Below are 3,012 nucleotides of genomic sequence, written 5' to 3' on the forward strand. Positions count from 1 at the left end.
ACGCTCTGGAAAACCCGATCACCATGCTGGCCTGATCGGTCAACACAGCACACAAAAAGCCCGCCAGAGAAATCTGGCGGGCTTTTCTTTTTAATTTACTGAGTTTACTGACCGCAGCCCGGCAATAGCTGATCCATGGTCACACTCGGCTGATCGCAACCGGCCTTGCCAACAATCTTGGCCGGAACCCCGGCGACGGTGCTGCCTTCGGGCACGTCTTCCAACACGACCGAGCCCGCCGCAATCCGCGAGCAGCAGCCAACCTTGATATTGCCCAGAACCTTGGCCCCGGCACCGATCAGAACCCCATCACCAATTTTCGGGTGACGATCCTCTTCTTCCTTGCCGGTCCCGCCCAGGGTCACCGAATGCAGCATCGATACGTTGTCGCCCACCACAGCAGTTTCCCCGATCACCACCGAATGCGCGTGGTCGATCATGATGCCTTTGCCAATCCGCGCCGCCGGGTGAATATCCACGCCGAATTCTTCAGACACCCGCATCTGGATAAAATACGCCAGATCGTGCCGCCCTTCGGTCCACAACCAATGACCGACGCGGTAAGCCTGCACCGCCTGAAAGCCTTTGAAATACAGCAAGGGTTGCAAATAGCGGTGGCAGGCCGGATCGCGGTCATACACTGCCATCAGATCGGCGCGCGCCGCTTCTGACAAACAGGCGTTGGACTCATAAGCCGCATCACAGATTTCGCGCAACATCTGGTCGGACATCTCGCCCGACGACAGTTTCAGGGCAATCCGATAGGCCAAGGCCGCCTCAAGCGTGCGATGGTGCAGGATGCTGGAATGCACCAAGCCGCCCAACAGCGGCTCGTCACGAATGGCCTGCTCTGCTTCATCACTCAACCGCTGCCATACCGGATCAACCGAGGCCACCTTCGCGCGTATCTTAGCCATGATCTGCCCTTTCGTTGCGAGACCGTCCTATAACAGATATCTCATAAAGGGCAATTTTTACAGTGCTCAAACGGATTTGTGAAAATGACCCCCGCCGAAATCGCCGCCTATCGCACTGAATTGCAACACATGTTGCAAGATTTGGACACCGAAAAATCCTTGGGCGCCGAGGCCACACGCACCGTCACACTGGATCAGCAATCGGTCGGCCGCTTGTCGCGCATGGACGCGATGCAACAGCAGGCCATGGCCCGCGCCCAGCAAATACGGCGCGACACCACCGCCGCGCGCATCCGCGCTGCCCTTGCCCGGATCGACGCGGATGAGTTCGGATATTGCGTCGAATGCGGCGACGACATCGCCCCGGCGCGGCTTCACTTTGATCCAACCACGCCAACCTGTATTGGCTGCGCGAAAGGCTGATCCTTTTCTTGGCGAAAATACTCAATCCGGGCCGCAGGCCCGCCCTCGATTTAGCGCCGCCCGTTCGGATCGCCACATGACCAGAGTATCAAAGACCAGCGACAGGCACCGGCAATAATCGGGCGCATCCAGAAACGGCTCGGGGCCGCGCACCGCCGGCATCGCCGCCGCCATCAGCGACCCGTTGCCCCAAGCCGAATGCGCCCGGCCAAAGCGCTTGCGATAGGCATCGGCCGCATCTGCCAGCACCAACATGCGCTGGATCGCGGCCGGTCGCGCGGCCTCGGGCAAGGTCAACAACGCCCGCGCCGCAGCGACCACATCCCCATGCAGGACCGGGCGCATGTTACAGCGTCGGCAAGGTCAGTTCCGCGTAATGCACCGCCAGCCGGACCGAGCCGCTCAGAAAGCTTCCGCCCACCGCCGTCAGCAACAGCGGCTCGTCGGCGTAAATCGCCGTCGGCACGCCCAACACACCCTTGACGAACGACCCGACCTCGGTGCCCAGCCCCGACCCATAGCGGCTGTCATCGGTCGCGGTTCCCAGCCGCCACGACGTCAGCGTGCCCTTGATCTTTTCGGTCACCCGTCCGGTCACCCCGAAAATGATCGCGTGCGAAGGCACTTGTACGCTGGTCACATTGGTGCTGCCCCAGACAATCGTGTGGTCAAATTCCATCACCCGTATCTGCATCGCCGCGCTATGCGGCGAAAACGCCAACGCCCCGGCCTGCCATGTCGTGCCGTCAAAGATCACCTCGGCCTGCTGCTCGACGCTCCACCCGCGCCAACCCCGCCGCGGTGTGGCGAAGGTCCAGCCGCCATTGGCAAAGATCGCGATCTCGCCCGGATGACCAGACCAATCGTTCACTGCGCCCGCCGGCACCCAATGGCAATCGCCCTCGGCCGCCGTGACCGGAGGCGTGGCTTCGCTCACGCTCAGAAGATAGGGTTGCACCAGCCCATCCAGCCGCCGCAGCCCTTCGTTCACGGTCACATGTTTCTGCGCCTGTGCCGCTTGCACCAGCGGCAGTTGCAAAATCGTGGTCTCATCCATTGATCTCGATCCTTTCAAAAAGCCCATCCCCGAACCGGTCGGAGACCTGGGCAACTTCGATGCTGAATGGCGCGGTCACACCGTCGCTGGCCTGAAATGCGGCGTAATAGGTCCATTTCGGCGTGGTCGGGAAAACCTCACGCAGGATCGCGCCAGTGCCATCGCGCACCCGCAGGTGATACAATTCCTGCGCCTCGCCCAAAGGCACCTCATACGAGGCCCAGTTGTCGCCATCGACGCGGGTGCGGCGCACCCAACTGCATTGAAAATTCGCCCCAAAGCTTCCCGTGACCCTCAGATGGCAAGGCGCATAAGGCCGCAGCCCGATGCCGTCGAACGCCTCAACCAGATGGGTATAGCTGGGATCGTCATAGGCCCGCCCCGCCGGTCCCACCCGGTAATGCCGCGCCAATCCACGTTCGGACGCGGCCAGCGCGATCTGCTGCGGCTTGCCATCCAGCGCCACGACATAGCTGTTTTCCGGCCAGACATCCGGCATCATGCCATCGGTCCCGGCCTGACCCCGCAGACGCAGGCTCAGATCATAGGTATCGATATCGACCAACGTCGCGGTGGCGAACTGGATCACCTCCCAATTGCCGCTGCTGCCATCGC

Annotated in this window: 4 protein-coding genes and 1 pseudogene; 1 reads left to right on the forward strand and 4 read right to left on the reverse strand. The window is 61.6% G+C overall.

Going from position 1 to position 3,012, the window contains the following annotated elements; genetic code table 11:
- Positions 1-104: 104 nt before the first annotated feature.
- Positions 105-917: a serine O-acetyltransferase gene (gene cysE, locus ABYW26_RS12700; RefSeq protein WP_372605271.1), complete on the reverse strand. Its 813-nt coding sequence runs from the start codon at positions 915-917 to the stop codon at positions 105-107.
- An 84-nt stretch (positions 918-1,001) separates the two neighbouring features.
- Here cysE and ABYW26_RS12705 point away from each other — a divergent pair, with 84 nt between their 5' ends.
- Complete coding sequence (locus ABYW26_RS12705; RefSeq protein WP_372605272.1) at positions 1,002-1,340, forward strand: TraR/DksA family transcriptional regulator; 339 nt, start codon at positions 1,002-1,004, stop codon at positions 1,338-1,340.
- Positions 1,341-1,361: 21 nt separating this feature from the next.
- Here ABYW26_RS12705 and ABYW26_RS12710 read toward each other — a convergent pair whose 3' ends face one another.
- The 3 genes and pseudogenes from ABYW26_RS12710 to ABYW26_RS12720 all read right to left on the reverse strand — a co-directional run.
- Positions 1,362-1,685, reverse strand: coding sequence for a hypothetical protein (locus ABYW26_RS12710; protein WP_372605273.1), 324 nt, complete (start codon positions 1,683-1,685; stop codon positions 1,362-1,364).
- A gap of 1 nt (position 1,686) precedes the next feature.
- Complete coding sequence (locus ABYW26_RS12715; RefSeq protein ID WP_372605274.1) at positions 1,687-2,397, reverse strand: DUF2793 domain-containing protein; 711 nt, start codon at positions 2,395-2,397, stop codon at positions 1,687-1,689.
- A pseudogene (locus ABYW26_RS12720) lies at positions 2,390-3,012 on the reverse strand (host specificity protein); the annotation flags it as partial. The gene ABYW26_RS12715 and the pseudogene ABYW26_RS12720, both read right to left, overlap by 8 nt.

This window comes from Actibacterium sp., from assembly GCF_041584535.1.
In the GTDB taxonomy this organism is placed as follows: domain Bacteria; phylum Pseudomonadota; class Alphaproteobacteria; order Rhodobacterales; family Rhodobacteraceae; genus Actibacterium_D.

Excerpts from the sequence above, each read along its gene's own strand:
- cysE (WP_372605271.1), bottom strand. The coding sequence starts at position 917 with ATGGCTAAGATACGCGCGAAGGTGGCCTCGGTTGATCCGGTATGGCAG.
- ABYW26_RS12705 (WP_372605272.1), top strand. The coding sequence starts at position 1,002 with ATGACCCCCGCCGAAATCGCCGCCTATCGCACTGAATTGCAACACATG.
- ABYW26_RS12710 (WP_372605273.1), bottom strand. The coding sequence starts at position 1,685 with ATGCGCCCGGTCCTGCATGGGGATGTGGTCGCTGCGGCGCGGGCGTTG.
- ABYW26_RS12715 (WP_372605274.1), bottom strand. The coding sequence starts at position 2,397 with ATGGATGAGACCACGATTTTGCAACTGCCGCTGGTGCAAGCGGCACAG.